Origin of the sequence: Micromonospora humidisoli, from assembly GCF_016900955.1 — a bacterium.
In the GTDB taxonomy this organism is placed as follows: domain Bacteria; phylum Actinomycetota; class Actinomycetes; order Mycobacteriales; family Micromonosporaceae; genus Micromonospora; species Micromonospora wenchangensis.
In genome coordinates this window covers 549,401-564,928 of the sequence record NZ_JAFEUO010000001.1, presented here as the reverse complement: position 1 = coordinate 564,928, position 15,528 = coordinate 549,401, and the positions used below count along the sequence as shown (strand labels likewise).

General features: G+C 74.3%; 17 protein-coding genes and 1 pseudogene. 8 read left to right on the top strand and 10 right to left on the bottom strand.

Features of this window, described 5'->3' with window-relative positions; all coding sequences use genetic code 11:
* The first annotated feature begins 196 nt into the window (after positions 1–196).
* The gene (locus JQN84_RS02485; protein ID WP_281899975.1) at positions 197–799 is read left to right on the top strand and encodes an RNA polymerase sigma factor; all 603 of its coding nucleotides are present in this window, start codon (positions 197–199) and stop codon (positions 797–799) included.
* Positions 753–1,694 carry an anti-sigma factor gene (locus tag JQN84_RS02480; RefSeq protein ID WP_204956762.1) on the top strand — a complete coding sequence of 314 codons (942 nt, stop codon included), beginning with the start codon at positions 753–755 and terminating at the stop codon, positions 1,692–1,694. Before JQN84_RS02485 ends, JQN84_RS02480 begins: the two co-directional genes overlap by 47 nt.
* Before the next feature lie 137 nt (positions 1,695–1,831).
* Here JQN84_RS02480 and JQN84_RS02475 read toward each other — a convergent pair whose 3' ends face one another.
* The 4 genes from JQN84_RS02475 to JQN84_RS02460 all read right to left on the bottom strand — a co-directional run bounded on the left by JQN84_RS02475 (position 1,832) and on the right by JQN84_RS02460 (position 5,001).
* Positions 1,832–2,791 (bottom strand): electron transfer flavoprotein subunit alpha/FixB family protein, encoded by a 960-nt coding sequence (locus tag JQN84_RS02475; RefSeq protein ID WP_204956761.1) that lies wholly within the window; start codon positions 2,789–2,791, stop codon positions 1,832–1,834.
* A gap of 11 nt (positions 2,792–2,802) precedes the next feature.
* Positions 2,803–3,582 (bottom strand): electron transfer flavoprotein subunit beta/FixA family protein, encoded by a 780-nt coding sequence (locus tag JQN84_RS02470; RefSeq protein WP_204956760.1) that lies wholly within the window; start codon positions 3,580–3,582, stop codon positions 2,803–2,805.
* Between the two features lie 202 nt (positions 3,583–3,784).
* Complete coding sequence (locus JQN84_RS02465) at positions 3,785–4,207, bottom strand: hypothetical protein (RefSeq protein ID WP_204956759.1); 423 nt, start codon at positions 4,205–4,207, stop codon at positions 3,785–3,787.
* On the bottom strand, positions 4,204–5,001 hold the full coding sequence (locus tag JQN84_RS02460) for a GNAT family N-acetyltransferase (RefSeq protein ID WP_204956758.1): 798 nt from the start codon (positions 4,999–5,001) through the stop codon (positions 4,204–4,206). The genes JQN84_RS02465 and JQN84_RS02460 overlap by 4 nt, the downstream gene beginning before the upstream one ends.
* 11 nt (positions 5,002–5,012) lie before the next feature.
* Here JQN84_RS02460 and JQN84_RS02455 point away from each other — a divergent pair, with 11 nt between their 5' ends.
* The 3 genes and pseudogenes from JQN84_RS02455 to JQN84_RS02445 form a co-directional block, all read left to right on the top strand.
* A complete protein-coding gene (locus tag JQN84_RS02455) occupies positions 5,013–5,435 on the top strand; it encodes a YidH family protein (RefSeq protein ID WP_204956757.1) in 423 nt (140 codons plus the stop codon).
* Positions 5,432–5,758, top strand: a complete 327-nt coding sequence (locus tag JQN84_RS02450; RefSeq protein ID WP_204956756.1) for a DUF202 domain-containing protein — start codon at positions 5,432–5,434, stop codon at positions 5,756–5,758. The genes JQN84_RS02455 and JQN84_RS02450 overlap by 4 nt, the downstream gene beginning before the upstream one ends.
* A gap of 27 nt (positions 5,759–5,785) precedes the next feature.
* Positions 5,786–6,169, top strand: a pseudogene (locus JQN84_RS02445) (PLD nuclease N-terminal domain-containing protein); the annotation flags it as partial.
* Positions 6,170–6,286: 117 nt separating this feature from the next.
* Here JQN84_RS02445 and JQN84_RS02440 read toward each other — a convergent pair.
* From JQN84_RS02440 to JQN84_RS02425, 4 genes are all read right to left on the bottom strand, one after another.
* On the bottom strand, positions 6,287–7,105 hold the full coding sequence (locus tag JQN84_RS02440; protein WP_204956754.1) for an ABC transporter permease: 819 nt from the start codon (positions 7,103–7,105) through the stop codon (positions 6,287–6,289).
* Complete coding sequence (locus tag JQN84_RS02435) at positions 7,102–8,070, bottom strand: ATP-binding cassette domain-containing protein (RefSeq protein ID WP_204956753.1); 969 nt, start codon at positions 8,068–8,070, stop codon at positions 7,102–7,104. Before JQN84_RS02435 ends, JQN84_RS02440 begins: the two co-directional genes overlap by 4 nt.
* Before the next feature lie 144 nt (positions 8,071–8,214).
* Entirely contained in the window at positions 8,215–9,837 is a 1,623-nt protein-coding gene (locus JQN84_RS02430) for an acetolactate synthase (protein ID WP_204956752.1), read from the bottom strand.
* A gap of 140 nt (positions 9,838–9,977) precedes the next feature.
* Positions 9,978–10,751 carry an enoyl-CoA hydratase-related protein gene (locus JQN84_RS02425; RefSeq protein WP_204956751.1) on the bottom strand — a complete coding sequence of 258 codons (774 nt, stop codon included), beginning with the start codon at positions 10,749–10,751 and terminating at the stop codon, positions 9,978–9,980.
* A 100-nt stretch (positions 10,752–10,851) separates the two neighbouring features.
* On the opposite strand from JQN84_RS02425, the gene JQN84_RS02420 reads away from it, so the two are divergent.
* Both JQN84_RS02420 and JQN84_RS02415 read left to right on the top strand, forming a co-directional pair.
* Positions 10,852–11,379, top strand: a complete 528-nt coding sequence (locus tag JQN84_RS02420) for a DUF6232 family protein (RefSeq protein WP_204956750.1) — start codon at positions 10,852–10,854, stop codon at positions 11,377–11,379.
* 146 nt (positions 11,380–11,525) lie between these two features.
* Positions 11,526–12,008 carry a DUF6232 family protein gene (locus JQN84_RS02415; RefSeq protein ID WP_204956749.1) on the top strand — a complete coding sequence of 161 codons (483 nt, stop codon included), beginning with the start codon at positions 11,526–11,528 and terminating at the stop codon, positions 12,006–12,008.
* Positions 12,009–12,054: 46 nt separating this feature from the next.
* On the opposite strand, the gene JQN84_RS02410 is transcribed toward JQN84_RS02415, so the two are convergent.
* Positions 12,055–13,695: an alpha/beta hydrolase gene (locus tag JQN84_RS02410; protein WP_204956748.1), complete on the bottom strand. Its 1,641-nt coding sequence runs from the start codon at positions 13,693–13,695 to the stop codon at positions 12,055–12,057.
* A gap of 193 nt (positions 13,696–13,888) precedes the next feature.
* Here JQN84_RS02410 and JQN84_RS02405 point away from each other — a divergent pair, with 193 nt between their 5' ends.
* The gene (locus JQN84_RS02405; protein WP_204956747.1) at positions 13,889–14,617 is read left to right on the top strand and encodes a hypothetical protein; all 729 of its coding nucleotides are present in this window, start codon (positions 13,889–13,891) and stop codon (positions 14,615–14,617) included.
* 8 nt (positions 14,618–14,625) lie between these two features.
* Here JQN84_RS02405 and JQN84_RS02400 read toward each other — a convergent pair whose 3' ends face one another.
* Positions 14,626–15,525 (bottom strand): ribokinase, encoded by a 900-nt coding sequence (locus JQN84_RS02400; RefSeq protein ID WP_204957294.1) that lies wholly within the window; start codon positions 15,523–15,525, stop codon positions 14,626–14,628.
* Positions 15,526–15,528: the final 3 nt, after the last annotated feature.

Genomic DNA, 15,528 nt, shown 5'->3' with positions numbered 1-15,528 from the left:
TACGCCGCCCGTCGCACCGTCGGATGCAGCCCGGCACCACTTTCTTTTTCTTCGCCGGGGGTGCATCCGGGGCCGGTTCCGGCGACGAATAGCTGGTGAGACGAGTGGAGGCGGACCGGACCAGGAGAGTGGGGCGGAGGCTGTGGGCGTTACAGTCGGGCATGCCCCAGGGAAGGCGACCCGCCCGGTGACAGCGGTGGGAACAGCAGGACACGAACCCGAACCACCCCCCGACGAGTTGGCCGCGCGCTTCCGGGCGGGCGACGAGACCGCGCTGCGGGAGGCGTACGACCGGTTCGGCCGCGCCGTGCTCCACCTGGCGACCAGCACGTTGGCCAACCGCAGCGACGCGGAGGACGTGACCCAGGCGACGTTCGTCGCCGCCTGGCTGGGGCGGGAGACCTTCGACCCGGCCAAGGGCTCGTTGATCGGGTGGCTGCTCGGCATCGGCCGGCGCAAGGTGATCGACCGGCTGCGCGCCTCGGCCCGGGAGGCCCGGGTGGTGGAGACGGTGCGGCAGCTACCCGAACCGGTCGGCACCGGCGGGGACCCGGACACGGTGGTCGACCGGTTGGTGGTCGCCGACGAACTGGCCCGGCTCCCCGACGATCAGCGACGGATGCTGGAGCTGGCCTTCTACGACGACCTGACACACCAACAGATCGCGACGGTGACCGGGGTGCCGCTGGGCACGGTCAAGAGCCACATCAGGCGGGGCATGGCGAGCTTGAAACGCAGATGGGAGGTGGACGGTGCAGCACCTGGACCACGACCGGCTGATATTTCTGGCGCTCGGTGAGAGCGAGGCGGACCACGGCGAGACCGACCACCTCGGCGGCTGCGTGACCTGCCGGCACGAGCTGGAGTCGCTGCGGCACGTCGCCGGGCTGGGCGCGGGCACCCAGGGCCTGCACACCCTGCCCGACCCGCCGGCCCATCTCTGGGCGGGCATCCTTGCCGAACTCGACGCCGTCGCGCAGGTGCCGGCGCTGGCCGAGGCGCACCGGCAGGATCTCGCGCCGGGCCCGACACCGGCACGTCCGGCGACCGACGACGGCATCGGCCCGACCACCCGGCTTCCGGCCGGAGTGACGGGCGACCGGCACCCGGCTGCGGCGAGCGGTGACCGGCAGCCGTCAGGGGCGACCGGCGACCGGCAGCCGGCGGCCGTGACCGGTGGCCGGCCGGAGTCCCGGCGGCGGTCGTCGTCCCCCGGCGGGGGGCGTGCCACCCGACCGGCGGGCCGGGCCCGGCGGTGGCCGCGTTGGGCGACCACCGTCGTCTCGGCTACCGCCGCCGCCGCGATCGCGGTGCTCGGCACCGTCCTCGTCCTCGGCGACCGGGGGACGACACCCCGGCAGGACGTGTTGGCCAGCGCGCCGCTGGCCGCGTACGGCAGCACGCCGGCCGACGCCCGGGGCGACGCCCGGGTCTTCGCCGACGGACGACTGCACCTGCACGTCGCGAATCTCCCGGACGTTACGGGGTACTACGAGGTCTGGCTGATCAATCCGACGACCATGGAGATGTTCTCGGTGGGTGTGCTGCGGGGCAGCTCCGGCGACGCCCTGCTGCCCCTGCCCCCGAATGTTGATCTTCAGGCATACTCGGTGGTCGACGTCTCCGCCGAGCAGTACGACAACCAGCCCGCCCACTCCGGCGACAGCCTGCTGAGGGGCACCCTGACGGGCTGATCGGCGGGCCGGCTCAGCTCCCCGGCCCGCCGATCAGCTCCCATCGACGCATCCGCGCGGACCCGCCGGCCGGGCGGATACGACGGAGCCGCCGCCCGGCGGACCGGACGGCGGCTCGGTGCGGGACCCGCGACGGGTCACTTGCGCTTGCGGATCTCCTCGGCGGCCTGCGGGACGACCTTGAACAGGTCACCCACCACGCCGTAGTCGGCCAGCTCGAAGATCGGTGCCTCGCCGTCCTTGTTCACGGCGACGATCGTCTTCGAGGTCTGCATGCCGGCCCGGTGCTGGATCGCGCCGGAGATGCCCAGCGCGACGTAGAGCTGCGGGGAGACGGTCTTGCCGGTCTGCCCGACCTGGAACTGGTGCGGGTAGTAGCCGGAGTCGACCGCCGCGCGGGACGCCCCGACCGCGCCGCCGAGCAGGTCGGCCAGCTCCTCGACCAGCTTGAAGTTGTCGGCGTTGCCGACCCCGCGCCCACCGGAGACGACGATGCCGGCCTCGGTCAGCTCCGGGCGGGAGCCCTTCTGCTCGGCGACCCGCTCGACGACCTTCGCCAGCTTGTCGGTGTCGGTGACCGACACGGTGAGCTGCTCGACGGTCGGGGTGGCCGCCGCCGGGGCCGGGGTGACCGAGTTCGGCCGTACGGTGACCAGCGGCAGGCCCTTGGTGACCTTGGACTTGACGATGGTGGAGCCGGCGAAGGCGACCTGGGTGGCGGTGCCGTCGGCGTCGAGGCCGACCACGTCGGTCAGGATGCCGTTGTCCAGCTTGACGGCCAGCCGGGCGGCGATCTCCTTGCCCTCCTGGGCCGAGGCCAGCAGGACGGCGGCCGGCTGCACCCGGTTGACCAGTTCGGCCAGCACGGTGGCCTTGGGGGCCACCAGGTGACCGTCGATCTCCTCGCTCTCGGCGGCGTAGATCTTCTCCGCGCCGTACTCGCCGAGCTTGGCGGCCAGCGCCTCGGCGGCACCGGGGCCGCCGAGCACCACGGCGCTCGGGGTGCCCAGCCCACGGGCCAGGGTGAGCATTTCCAGGGTGACCTTCTTGACGCCGAACTCCCTGGTGGCTTCGACGACGACGAGTACCTCAGCCATGTTCAGACCCCTCAGACGAACTTCTCGGTGGCGAGGAACTCGACCAGCTGGACGCCGCCGGAGCCCTCGTCGGTGATCTTCGCGCCGCCGGCGCGCGGTGGACGCTTGGTGTGCTCGACGACGGCGCTGGTCGCGCCCTCGAAACCCACCTCGGTGGGCGCGACGCCCAGGTCGGCCAGGGAGAGCGTCTTCACCGGCTTCTTCTTGGCGGCCATGATGCCCTTGAAGGAGGGGTAGCGCGGCTCGTTGATGGTGTCCCAGACCGAGACGACGGCCGGGGTCGAGGCGGTGACCACCTCGTAGCCCTCCTCGGTCTGCCGCTCCACGGTCAGCGTCGCGCCGTCCACGGTGAGCTTGCGGGCACCGGTCAGCGCGGCGACCCCCAGCCGCTCGGCGAGCATGTGCGGCATGACCTGCACCCGGCCGTCGGTCGACTCGGCGCCGCAGATCACCAGGTCGGCGCCCAGCTGCCCGAGGGCGGCGGCGAGCACCTTCGAGGTGGCCACGGCGCAGGACCCGTGCAGGGCGTCGTCGAGGACGTGCACGGCGGCGTCCGGGCCCATGGAGAGCGCCTTGCGGATCGACTCGGTGGCCCGGTCCGGCCCCATGGTCAGGACGGTGACCTCGCCGCCGTGCGCTTCCTTGATCTTCAGCGCCTCCTCGATGGCGTACTCGTCCATCTCGTTGATCACGTTGTTCGCCGAACCGCGGTCGACGGTGTTGTCGTCAGCACGCAGGTTGCGGTCCGCGCCCGAATCAGGCACCTGCTTGACGAGTACGACGATGTTCATCGCGATTCGACAACCCTCCTGTTGGTGGTGTGCGATCTGCTCGCCCGGTTAAGGGCGGAGCTTTGCGCGTCGTTGACACCCGGTCAACCGCGGGCCGCTGTGCAGTTGCCCACGAACGCAATGTTACCTGCCAGTAGGTTAACCCTCTCCACCACCCACGGTGACACAGCTCACCGCGTACCGGCCGGGCCCCGCAGCGGCGTCAGGCCGGACCGACGGGGTCGGCCAGGGCGGCCCCGATCCGGGCGATCGCGTCCTGCTCGGCCGGGGTCACCCCCCGGTGTGCGCGGGCCACCTGCTCCGCGGCGGCCAGCACCAGCTCGCGGTACGCCGACACGTCGGCCGGGGACTTCTCCCGCAGGATGTCCACCGCCCGGGCCAGCGCCGGCAGCACCACCGACTCGACGTCCAGGGCCGAGTCCCGGGGCAGCCGGGGCAGCCCACCGGCGCTGAGCGCCTCCTTCACCAGCCCGCTGGCCCCGGCGAACGCCCCGGACGCGGCGAAGCTCTCCCGGATCATCGCGAACACCCCCGGGTCGGCGTTCGACACCAGGAAGACCGCGCCGAACGCGCCCGTCTTGAGGACCTGCTGCTCGTCGTCCGTCAGCCGCTGCTCCATGATCACGGAGTGTAGACGTACGGGGTGGTCGTGGTGACCGGGACGAAGCCGAGTCGCTCCAGGATGGGCCGGCTGTCCTCCGACGCGTCCACCTGCAACAACACCTTGCTGCGCTGGTCGGCCAGCCGGGCCCGGTAGACCACCAGCGCCCGGTAGACGCCCCGGCGTCGCCACTGCGCCAGTGTCGAACCGCCCCACAGGCTGGCGAAGCCGGTGCCGTTGAGATAGCGCACCCAGCCGGCGCTGACCACCGTCTCCCCCGCCTCGGCCACCACCACGGTGATCGACCGCGGGTCCGCCTCGATCTCCCGCAGCAGGCCGGTGACCAGGTGCGAACGGTCCTCGCCCCAGACCTCCTCCTCCATCGCGGCGATCCGCTCCAGGTCGTCGAGGCCGGTGACCTCGCGTAGCCGTACCCCCTCGGGGAGCACCGGCACGGCGGCGGCCAGCGGCGCGACCGGGCCGATCACGACGGTCTCCCGCTCCTGCGGGACGAAGCCGGCGGCGCGCAGCCGGTCCGGCAGGTCGGCGGGCTCGTCGTGGCTGTTGTGCTTCCACTCCACCGGCTCGCCGCGCTGCCGGAACAGGTCGACCTGGCGGGCGATCAGCGCGTCCAACTCCGGCCCGGCCAGCCCGTCCAGCGTGCGGTAGGTGAGGAAACCGCCGTGGTCCAGGCCCAGGATGCGCACCAGCGGCCCGTCGCGTTCGACGGTCACGCCGGCCGGGACCGGGTCGGGGATCTCCGGCCGGAGCTGCCGGTCGTAGCTGTCGCGCAGGGTGGAGGCATCAAGATCGGTCATCGGTCCAGGCTATGCCGGTGGCAAAGCGGATAATCGGCGTCGTGTGGCAGGCGATCAGACGGTGGTTCGACCCGTCGGACCTCGACTCCGTGGGCACCACCCCCGACTACCGCTTCTCCCTGGCCAACGAACGGACCTTCCTGGCCTGGCTGCGCACCGGGCTGGCACTGATCGCCGGCGGGCTGGCCGCCGCCCAGTTCCTGCCGCCGCTACCGCTGCGGCACCTGCGGGAGGCGATCGCGGTGACACTGCTGCTGCTCGGCGGCACCGTCGCCGTCCGCGCGGTGGACCACTGGTCACGCACCGAACGGGCCATCCGGCTCGGGCGACGCCTGCCGGCCTCCCGGTTCCCGGCCGTGCTCGCCCTGATCGTGGCGGTGGGCGCGCTGCTGCTGGTGGTGGCCCTCCTGGCCCGTGGGGTGAGCGGCAGGTGACCGGACTCCCGGCGGACGACGTCGGCGGACGCGACCCCGGCCTGCAACCCGAGCGCACCCGGCTGGCCTGGCGACGCACCGGGCTGGCGTACACGGTGGTGGCGGTGCTGGCGGTCCGGCTGGCGCTCACCGGTGACGTCGGCGGGGCGCTGCTCGCCGGGGCCACCGTGCTGGCCTGGTGGGCGACGCTGGTGGTGGGCTGGGGCCGGGCCACCGGTCGCCGGCGGTCCCGCCTGGACGCGCGGGCCGTACCACTGGTGGCCCTCGGCACGGCCGGCCTGGCGCTGCTGTGCGTGTCGCTCGTGCTGCGCGGGGTGTGGTGACGCGCGCGGCTGCGCCATGATGGGTGCATGGCCCGGCTCTATGTGCTGTTGTTCCTGCTCCAGGTGGTGCTCGCCGCCTGCGCGCTGATCAGTTGCCTCTCCGCCGAGGACGGGACGGTCCGCGGGCTGCCCCGGTTCGCCTGGGTGGTGGTCATCCTGTTCCTCCCGTTGGTCGGCTCGATCGCCTGGTTCCTCGCCGGCCGCCCGGTCGCCGAGGGTGACCGCCGCCGGGGCTGGCCGTCGGCCGGTCGACGGCCCGTCGCGCCCGACGACGATCCCGAGTTCCTCAAGTCGATCGACGAGCGCGTCCGCCGCGACGACAACGCCCTCTTCCAGCGGTGGGAGGAGGACCTGCGTGGCCGGGAGGACGACCCGCGCCGCCGCGACGGCGGCCCGTCCCCCGACGACACCGCGCCCCCGGCCGGTCCGGCGTCCGCCGACCGCACGCCGCCGCGGAAGGACGCCGCTCCCCGGGAGGGTGAGCGGCCCCGCGACGGCGAGCGGCCCGAACTCTGACGGCGGCCGGGGTCACACCCGCCGGCGCAGTCCCCGCACCGCGAGCGGGGCGAAGACGGCGGCGATGACCGCCGCCCACAGCAGCGACTGGAGCACCGGCGTGGCCACCGGCCCGCCGACCAGCAGCCCCCGCAGCGCGTTCGCCAGGATCGTCACCGGGTTCACCTCGACCCAGTGTTGCAGCCAGGACGGCATGGTCTCGGTCGGCACGAACGCGTTACTGGTGAAGCTCAGCGGGAAGATCACCGTGAAGCCGAAGATCTGCACCTTGTCCGGCTCGCTGACCAGCACCCCGACCAGCACCGACATCCAGGCGGCGGCGAGCGAGAAGACCAGCAGCAGGACGAACGCGCCGAGCAGGCCGAACACCCCGTTGCCGAGCCGGAAGCCGAGGATCATCCCGACGCCGAGCAGCAGGGTCAACGACCACGCCTGCTTGACCGTGTCGGCGACGATCCGACCGGCGAGCGGGGACCAGCGGGCCACCGGCAGCGACCGGAGCCTGTCGAACACCCCCTTGGTCAGATCCTGGTTGAGGCCGAAACCGGTGGTCATCGTGGCGAAGAAGGCGTTCTGCACGATGATGCCCGGCAACGCGAAGGTCAGGTACTCCCCCGGGCTGCCGGAGATCGCCCCGCCGAAGACGTACGTGAACAGCAGCACGAACATCACCGGTTGGATGCTCAGGTCGAGCAGCTCCATCGGGTTGTGCTTGATCTGCACCAGGCTGCGCCAGGCCAGCGTGCCGGTGTGCCGCAGCCCGGCGGTCGGGCCGAGCCGGCGGGCCGGCGTGGCGGGGGCCGCCGGGGCGGAGACGGTCGCGGCGGTCATGCCGGGCTCCCTTCCAGGGCCGGACTGGTCTCGTCCTCGGCCCGGTGGCCGGTGAGGGAGAGGAACACCTCGTCGAGGCTGGACCCGCGCAGGGCCAGCTCGCCGACCTGCACCTCGGCGTCGTCGAGCCGGCGGACCACGGCGGGCAGCGCGTCCGGACCGTTGACCGGCGCGCTGACCGTGGTCTGGGTGACCTCCGGGTCGACCCCGGTCACCGCGCCGACGACGGCGAGCACGGTGGGCAGGTCGGCGGCCTCGACCGGCCGGACGGTCAGCACCTGGCCGCCGGTCTTGGCCTTCAGCTCCTCCGGGGTGCCCTGGGCGATCACCCGCCCGTGGTCGACCACGGCGATCTCGTCGGCCAACTGGTCGGCCTCCTCCAGGTACTGCGTGGTCAGCAGCACGGTCACCCCCTCGGCGACCAGACCCCGGACGATGTCCCACAGGTCGTTACGGCTGCGCGGGTCGAGGCCGGTGGTCGGCTCGTCGAGGAAGAGCACCTGCGGCCGACCGACCAGGCTGGCCGCCAGGTCGAGCCGGCGGCGCATGCCCCCCGAGTAGGTCTTGGCGGCCCGGCCGGCGGCGTCGGTGAGCTGGAACCCGGCCAGCAGCTCGGCCGCCCGGTCCCGGGCGCCCCGCCGGGACAGGCCCAGCAGCCGGCCGATGAGCAGCAGGTTCTCGGTGCCGGTCAGGTTCTCGTCGACCGAGGCGTACTGGCCGGTGAGGCCGATCAGCTGGCGGACCCGGTGGGCGTCGCGCCGGACGTCGTACCCGCCGACGGTGGCGTGCCCCTCGTCGGCGGCGAGCAGGGTGGCGAGCACCCGTACCGCGGTGGTCTTGCCGGCGCCGTTGGGGCCGAGCAGACCGAAGACCGTGCCGGCCGGGACCGCCAGGTCGACCCCGGCCAGGGCGGTGGTGTCGCCGAACCGGCGCACCAGCCCCTCGGCGCGGATGGCGTGTGTCATCAGAACTCCCGTCGTTATCGCTGGATCGTCCAACGATGAGCGAGGGGTCTGACGTTACGTGCGTCGCCGCTGACATTCCGCCGATTTATCCGCCCGGCAGAACCCGACCGCCGCCGGGCCCAGCGGCGGTCGCGGGCCGCGTGGTCAGGCCAGGTTGGACGAGCGCGGGTACGCGTCGGCCGGGTCGGTGAGCACGTTGACCAGGTACGGCACCCCGGCGTCGAACGCCCGCCCCAGCGCCGGGCCGAGGTCGGCGGCCTTCGCCACCGTCTCCCCGGCGCCGCCGAGCGCCTCCACCACCTTGTCGTAGCGCAGTTCGGGCTGGAGGTCGGCGGCGACGTCGTAGCCGTACATGGCCCGCATCGGGTGCTTCTCCAGCCCCCAGATGCCGTTGTTGCCGACCACGATCACCACCGGCAGCCGCTGCCGGACCAGCGACTCGACGTCCATCAGCGAGAAGCCGGCCGCGCCGTCGCCCATCAGCACGCAGATCTGCCGGTCGGGGTGGCTGACCCGGGCCCCCATCGCATAGCCCATCCCGGTGCCCAGACAGCCGTACGGGCCGGGGTCGAGCCAGGTGCCGGGCTGCGACGGCTCCAGGTAGCGCCCGGCGTACGAGACGAAGTCGCCGCCGTCGCCGATGGTGATCGCGTCCGGGGCCAGGGCCCGGCGCAGCTCGCCGTAGACCCGGGCGGGGCGGATCGGGTCGGTGTCGGCGGCCATCTCGGCGGCGTCGCGGGCCCGTGCCGCGTCCTCGGCGGTGCGCAGCCGCTCGATCCAGTCGGCGTGGTCGGCCCGGTCGCCGGTGTGGTCGGCGAACGCGGACAGGATCAGCCGCAGGTCACCGGCGGGGCTGGCGGCCGGCTGGACGTGCCCGGCCCGCTGGGTGGGGGCGTCGACGACGTGCACCACCGCCGCGTCGCCGAAGTCGCCGAAGCTGAGCCGGAAGTCCAGCGGGGTGCCGACGACGACCACCACGTCCGCGTCGCCGAGTGCGACCCGGCGGGCCTTGGCGAAGGCGAGCGGGTGTTCCGGCGGGAGCGCGCCGCGTCCCATGCCGTTGGTGAAGACCGGCACCTGCAACGCCTCGGCGGCCTCGCGGAGCGCGGCGACGGCGTCCCCGGCGTACACGTCGGAACCGGCGATGATCACCGGTCGGGCGGCGGCGGCGATCAACCGGGCGGCCTTCGTCACCTCGTCCGGGTCGGGTTCGACCGGCGCGACGGGCGTCGGGGCGGGCAGGTCGGCGTCGCCGACGGAGAAGATCGCCTCCAGCGGGAAGTCGAGGAAGACCGGGCCCCGGTGCGGGGTGAGCGCGGTGGTCAGCGCGGCGCAGACCGCGCGGGGGATGTCGTCGGCGGTGAACACCGTCTCGGCGTGCTTGGTGACCGGGGCGACCAGCGGCAGGTGGTCCATCTCCTGGAGGCTGCCGGAACCCCACCGGAACTGCGGGGCCCGCCCGCCCAGCACCAGCACCGGCGAGGCGTTGAAAAAGGCGCTGGTCAGGCCGGAGATGCCGTTGGTGACGCCGGGGCCGGCGGTGAGCACGGCGAGGCCGGGACGGCGCTGGAGCTTGGCCACCGCCTCGGCGGCGAAGACGGCCGACTGCTCGTGCCGGACGTCGTAGAGCGGGAAGCCGGCGGTGTGGGCGGCGTCGTAGAGCGGGAAGACGTGCCCGCCGGAGAGGGTGAACATCTCCCGTACGCCGTACGCCCGCAGTGCCGCCAGCGCCAACGCTCCGCCGTGACCCTCGACCCGTTCCGTCATCGCCGCTCCCCTCGTCCGCTGACCGGAGTCACACGCTACTGGCCGGTAGGCGGGATGTGAACAGTTCTCGGCACGGTGCCGGCGACGGGACGGTGGCCCGCCCCGGGGCCCACGGATCGCGGTCCCGGGGCGGGGGCGGGTCAGCGGCCGGTGAAGTCGGGCTTGCGCTTCTCGACGAACGCGGCCATCCCCTCACGCCGGTCGTCGGTGGCGAAGAGTCCGGCGAAGAGCTGGCTCTCCCAGGCCAGCCCGGAGCCGAGGTCCATGTCCAGCCCGGCGTCGACCGCCAGCTTCGCCGCCCGCAACGCCTGCACCGGCCCGGTCAGGTAAGGGCGCACCAGCGCGACGGCGGTGTCGTAGACCTCGGCCGCCGGGGCGACCCGGTCGGCCAGCCCGATCCGCAGCGCCTCCGCCGCGTCCACCATCCGGCCGGACATGATCAGATCCTTCGCGCGGGCCGGACCGACCAGCCGGGCCAGCCGCTGGGTGCCGCCCGCACCGGGGATGACGCCGAGCTTGATCTCCGGCTGGCCGAGCTTGGCGTCCTCGGCCACCACCCGCCAGTCGCAGGCCAGCGCCAACTCGCAGCCGCCACCGAGGGCGTACCCGGTGATCGCGGCGACCACCGGCTTGGGGATCCGGGCGAGCGCGCCGACGGCGCTGGACAGGTCGGCGGCCCGCTCGGCCATGTCCACGTAGGACATGTCGGCCATCTCCTTGATGTCCGCGCCGGCGGCGAAGACCTTCTCCCCGCCGTACACGATGACGGCGCGGACGGCCGGGTCGGCGGCGGCGGCCGTGGCGGCGGCCCGCAGTTCCTCCTGGACCTGCTTGTTGAGCGCGTTCATCGGTGGCCGCTCCAGCCGGATGGTGCCGATGCCGTCCCTGGTCTCCAGCCGCACGAACTCGCTCACGCTGCCCTCACTTCCTCGTCGAAGTCGCGTGCCAACCTTACGACCCGGGTCGTTGGGGTACGTAGTCTGGTGTTCGCCACCCGCGCTCGGGAGTCCAGCGATGATCACGTACTACGACGACCGGTCGGTGCAGGTCACCTCCGCCGCCATCCGGGTCGACGGCCGGGCCTTCCCGCTGGCCGAGATCGGCCTGGTCTGGCACCGCCGGGGCGACCGCTCCTGGCGGGTGCTGGCCGGGCGGGGCGCGATCGGGGCAGCCCTGGCGGGCCCGCTGGTGGCCGCGGTGGGCGGCATCGCGGTGGCGGTCCGGCTGCACCGCTCCCCCACCGTCACGATCGCCATCGTCGGGGCGTCGGTGCTGGTCGGGCTGGCCGTCGGGCCGGTCGCCGACTTCCTCTTCGACCGCCTGGACCGCTCCTGGGACCGGGGCAGCCGGCAGCGTGAGCTGTGGGTGCGCTGGCAGGGGCGGCCGGTGCTGCTGCTGAGCACCGGCGACGCGCTGCGCTTCGGCCGGATCTACCGGGCGGTGCAGCGGGCGATGGAGAATGCCGCCCCGCCCCGCCGGCCCGGCGGGTCACCGGCGCGGGCGACGGGGCCGGGCACGCCCGGCCCGGACAGCAGGCGCTGACCGCCCCGACGCGACAGGGTGCCGGGTCGGGGCTGAGTCGGGGCGCAGGGCGGGGCCCCTCGCGCGGACCGCCTGGCGCGCGACCCGGCGCACGATCCGTCGGCCACACAGCGGCACCGGTCGCCTGCGAACGGTTAGGGTTAGTGATGACCCTCTATTACCGGGACGACACGGTGCAGGTGACCTCCGAGTCGATCCGGGCCGGCGGGCAGGTCGTACGGATCGCCGACGTCGCGTACGTCTGGCACGCACGCGGGGCCACCACGATGGCCGTCCGGTCCCGCATCCTCGGGCGCGGGATGCTGGTGCTGCTGCTCTCGCTGCCCCCGTTGATCGCGCTGATCTGTGTGGTCTCGCTGGTCTGGTCGGCGCAGGACCGGGGCGAGTGGAAACCGGCCCTGCTCGTGCTGGCCGCCTGCGGCGTCGGGGTGCTCGCCCTGCTGCCCTTCCTGGAGCTGCCGCTCGGCTGGCTGGACCGGTCCTACGAACGCGGCAACAAGGTCAACGAGCTGTGGGTGCAGCACCTGGGGCAGGAGGTGATGCTGCTGCGTACCCCGGACGCGCTGCGGTTCGGGCAGATCTACCGCGCCGTCCAGCGTGCCGTCGAGCAGCAGGGGGAACCCCGGTGACACCGGTCCGCCCCGGCCGCGGTCGGCCCCGCCCCGTGGCCGCGGGTCAACTCAACGGCAGCGCGGTGGCGAGCGGCCAGGCCACCAGGACCGCACCCACCAGGGCCGGTGCCCACCAGGGCGCACCGGTCCGCCGCAGCACCGCCGCCCAGGCGGCCTGCCAACCGAACAGCACCGCGAACAGCGGCACCACCAGCAGCACGAAACCGGGGGCCACCCCCACCACGGCCGCCCCGCCCAACGCCGGTACGGCGAGCGCGCCGACCGCCGCGTACCGCCAGCTCCGCCCCTGCGTGACCAGCTCCGCGCCGGCCAGGAACGCCAGGCAGCCGACCGCCACCACCGGCAGCAGCCACCACCGGGCGCCCACCGGCCGCGCCCAGGTGAGACCGAGGTGGATCGGCACGGCGACGGCGGCCACGGCGTACCCGGTCAGCAGCAGGGCCGCGACCACCGGCCGCAGCGGTGTGTGCCCGTCGGCCGGGACAGGGTCGTCGGCCGCAGCCGGCCCGACGAGGGCGGGGCCACCGACCGGGACAGGGTCGTCGGCCGCAGCCGGCCCGACGAGGGCGGGGCCACCGACCGGGACAGGGTCGTCGGCCGCAGCCGGCCCGACGGAGGCGGGGCCGGCGGGGAAGAGGCGGCCCGGCACGTGCCGGACGGCTGCCAGCAGGACGCCGGTGACCAGCAGGAAACCGGTCAGGTAGTCGCCGACGGCGAGCGGCAGACGGGTGGTCGGCAGCACCCGGGCGAGCAGCACCCCCGGGCCGATGGCGGCCGTCGCCACCGCCAGCACGACGGGTGCCGGGGCGACCTGTCGCCCGCGCCGGGGGCGCGGACGGTGGCCGGTCAGCACGGCCGCCAGTGGCACGAAGCCGAGCCCGAAACCGAGCAGCAGCAGCCCCGCCGGGACCAGTCGGGCGGCCGGACGCGGTGCCGCACCGCCGCCACCACCGACCCATCCGGCGACCTCACGGTGGGTGCGCTCGGCGAAGAGCACCGAGATGTGCTCGACGCCGGGAACGACCACCACCCGTCGCCCGACGCCCCGCCGGGCGGTCGCCTCGGCGGTGGCCCGGAAGGCGGGGAACTCCAGGCCGCCGACGATCAGCAGCAGCCGCTGCGGCCGGGCGTCGGGCAGGTCACCGCCGTCGGGCAGCGAGATGGCGACGGTGCCGGCGATGTCGGGGTGGCCGGCGGCGTACCTGGTCACCGCGCCCGCACCCATCGAGTGTCCGACCAGGACGATCCGTGTCGGGTCGACGTCGGGCCGGCCCCGCAGGTGGGCGACGGCGACCGCCAGGGCGTGTTCCAGGGCGACGCGGGACGCGGCGTCGTCGCCGCCCGCCCCGGGCAGCCCGGCCGGGTTGCCGCCGTGCCCGGCAAAGTCGAGCAGCAACGCGACCGCGCCCCGTCGGGCGGCCGTGTCGGCGAGCGGACGCATCAACCGGGCCGAACCGGCGAAGCCGTGCGCGATCACCACCCCCGGCCGACGCGCCGCGCCCGCCCCGTCGTCGGTCCGCACCTCGGTCAGCGGCACCCCGTCGACGGTGACCTGCCGGGTGGCCAGGCCCGCGTCCGCCCGGAACAGTCCGTAGCCACCGAGGAGCAGGGCGAGCACGGCGAGGACCGTCAGCGCCGCGTGGCCCCGACCGGCCGGCGGCTCGCCGGGGGGACGGAGCGACATGCCGGCACCCTACCGCCCATCCGGGCACGAACCGGCACCCGCTTCCCCGCTCGCCCGGGGCCGGGGCCGTGCTCCGGGCCAGGGCCGCCGATCGTGCTCCCCGGGCCCACGACCCGCGGACCGACCGGGTCGGCCACTGCCCACCGACCGTGCCGGCGGGCGGCACTGGCCGACCCGGCGCACACTGGGTCACATGGCCATCCCCCTGCCCCGACCGGCCGCCGTCGTCGGCCTCACCCGCTCCGCCCTCGACCAGGCGTTCGGTTCGGCCGCCTCGTTCGCCGCCGTACCGGCCCGCGCCTTCGCCGTGCTCGACGGGGTGGAGGCGCTGCTGGCCCGGATCAACGGGGTGGTGGACCGGATCGAGGGCACCCTGGACCGCACGGACCGGGTGCTCACCGACGCCGAGGAGGCGGTGCGGGAGGTGGCGGTGATCAGCGCGGCGGCGACCACGGCCATCACCCGGGCCACCGACGTCGCCGATGCGGCAGCCGGGGTGGTGGCCGGGGCCGGGCAGGTGTCGAGGGCGGCCGGCGTGGTGGTCGCCGAGGCCGAGGCGGTGGCCGACCGGGCCGCCGGTACCGTGGCCACCGCCGGTAGCGCCGCCACCGTCGCGGCCGAGCTGCTCGCCGCGTACGAGCCGGCGTTGCGGCGGGGTGCGCCGATGGCGAACCGGTTCGTGGCCGAGCTGAGCCACGAGGAACTGGCTGCGGCGATCCGCCTCGTCGACGAGCTACCGAAACTCAAGGAGCACCTGACCTCGGACGTGCTGCCGATCCTGGCCACCCTCGACCGGGTCGGCCCGGACCTGCACGACCTGCTCGACGTGACCCGTGACCTCAAGCTCGCCGTCGCCGGCATCCCCGGCCTGGGCATGCTGCGTCGCCGGGGTGAACGGCTCAGCGACGACCCGGCCGGCTGAGCCGTCGGTCAGGTGGCGGGGGTGTAGAGGGCGTCGATCTCGGCACGCTCGGGCAGCGCCACCGACGCGCCGAGCCGCCGCACGCAGGCCGCACCGGCCGCCGCCGCCCAGCGCACCGCGTCGACCACCGGCCGGCCCTCACCCCAGGCCACAGCCAGGGCCCCGGTGAACGCGTCCCCGGCGGCGGTCGTGTCGACCACGTCCACCGCGACAGCGGGCACGTGCACGGCGGGGGCGTCCCGCTCGACGTACCAGGCACCCCCGCCGCCGAGGGTGAGCACCGCCCGGGGCACCAGGGCCAGCAGCGCCCCCGGATCGTCCCGTCCCCGGCCGGTGAGCAGGTGCGCCTCGGTCTCGTTGACCACCAGCAGGTCCACCGCCGCCAGCAGTTCGGCGGGCACCTGCCGGGCCGGTGCGGCGTTGAGGATCACCCGGGTGCCGGCGGCCTGTGCTGCCAGCGCCGCCTCGGTCACCGTCTCGACCGGGATCTCCAGCTGGGCGACCAGCACGTCCGCCCCGCGTACGGCGGAAAGCTCAGCGGTGGTGAGGGCGGTGAAGGCGGCGTTCGCGCCGGGGGTGACCAGGATGGCGTTCTCCCCGGCCGCGTTGACCATCACCAGGGCGACCCCGGATGCCCCGTAGACCACCCGCAGGTGGCTGGCGTCCACCTGGGCGGCGGTGATCCTGGCCCGCAGGGTGACCCCGAACGAGTCGGAGCCGAGCGCGCCGAGGAAGGTGCAGGCGGCACCGGCGCGGACGGCGGCGATGGCCTGGTTGGCGCCCTTACCGCCGGGCACCATCACGAAGTCGTCGCCGAGGACGGTCTCGCCGGGTCGGGGCAGCCTCGGACCGGCCCCGACCACGTCCATGTTCGCGCTGCCCACCACAACGATCCGACTCTGCCGCACTCC